The sequence below is a fragment of the Neisseria sp. P0022.S010 genome (assembly GCF_051956635.1).
In genome coordinates this window covers 1-1,339 of sequence record NZ_JBQCXF010000700.1, presented here as the reverse complement: position 1 = coordinate 1,339, position 1,339 = coordinate 1, and the positions used below count along the sequence as shown (strand labels likewise).

Here is a 1,339-nt window from a genome sequence, read left to right as displayed (position 1 = left end):
AAACAAGATTATCCACAACTCCCATCAGCAGAACAAAAGATAATTAGTCAATTTATTGCAAATTATCGCAATCATGGTTTTACTGCACCACCTTTGTGCGGACGTAATAAATCATCTGCGGCTGTTCCTGATGATAATAAACGTAATTTCGCTTTAGAATATGGGTTATGGCATTACCATATCGGTATTCCTAGTTACGAAACGGAAAATAGATTAATGGGAGATTGGACTTCTGTGAAAATAGTAAATTATATGAATAGGGATACAACAAGAAATAAAAAAGGAAAATGTAAGGCCAATATTAAATTAGTTAGCATTGCATCCCATCCACCTTTTATTATTCCAAACTTATCTCACATAACAGGAGAAACATTCCCTCAAGCATGAAATAAACTATGCATTCAATAAATATAGCAGCCGTAGGTCGGATTCTCGAATCCGACATAGCTCCGTAAGGGAAACCACGCTGCTGCCCAAGCAAACCGTTGCCATTTGGCAATCAGCCGTCGATTCAAGCATCCGACCTACCAAACTCGCAAAACCCATTATCTTTACAACCCAAGTAACCCCAAAGGCCGTCTGAAACTTAAATTTCAGACGGCCTGTTTCTTTTTCTCAATTCCATCAAATTCAATCAAACCAAACAATCTGACTTTCATCCACGCTGATGCGGATTTCCTGTCCGGTTTGCGGTTTGTCCGTATTGTGATCGGCGTGGGGATACCAAATCAAATCGCCGTATTGCGGATGGGCGAGGGTAAGGCGCGTGCCTTCGGCGAGGGGGACAGATTCGCTGATGCGGACGGCTGTGCCGTTCGGGTCGAATCGGATGGCGTGTTGGGGAATGTAGCGTGTGTCGTCGGTGTTGGCCAAACCGAGTAACAGGGCGGCTTGGGCGTTGACGGGGCGGCGGATAAGGGTTTCCGGCGTGCCGTGTTGGAGGATGCGGCCTTCGTGCATGATGGCGATGGTATCGGCCATGGTGCAGGCTTCTTCGGCGGAGTGGGTCACGAGGATGGCGGGGATGTTTTGACTGCGGATGCGTTCGGCGGTCAGGGTGCGCAGGTGGTGGCGCAGGTGGGTGTCGAGGCTGGAGAAGGCTTCGTCCAAGAGCAACAGCGACGGGCGCGTGATTAGGGCGCGCGCGAGGGCGAGGCGTTGCTGTTCGCCGCCGGAGAGGCTTTCAGGTTTGCGTTGCGCTTCGTGTTCCAAACCGATGTCGCGCAAGGCTTGCATGGATTGTTCTTCGATTTCGGCTTTGGGCAGACGGCGCATTTTGAGGCCGAAGCCGACGTTGTCGAGGGCGGTTAAATGCGGCAAAAGGGCGTAGTCTTGAAAC

Annotated in this window: 2 protein-coding genes; one reads left to right on the top strand and one right to left on the bottom strand. The window is 49.8% G+C overall.

Translation table 11 applies throughout. The features are described 5' to 3' along the window. Nucleotides 1–387, top strand: a 387-nt coding sequence (locus ACTHUT_RS20755) for a hypothetical protein (RefSeq protein ID WP_440419696.1), incomplete at its 5' end; no start/stop codon positions are given. 243 nt (nucleotides 388–630) lie between these two features. Here the strand turns inward: ACTHUT_RS20755 and ACTHUT_RS20750 are convergent. Next, nucleotides 631–1,339: ABC transporter ATP-binding protein (locus tag ACTHUT_RS20750; protein ID WP_440419695.1), on the bottom strand; the 709-nt coding region annotated here is incomplete at its 5' end.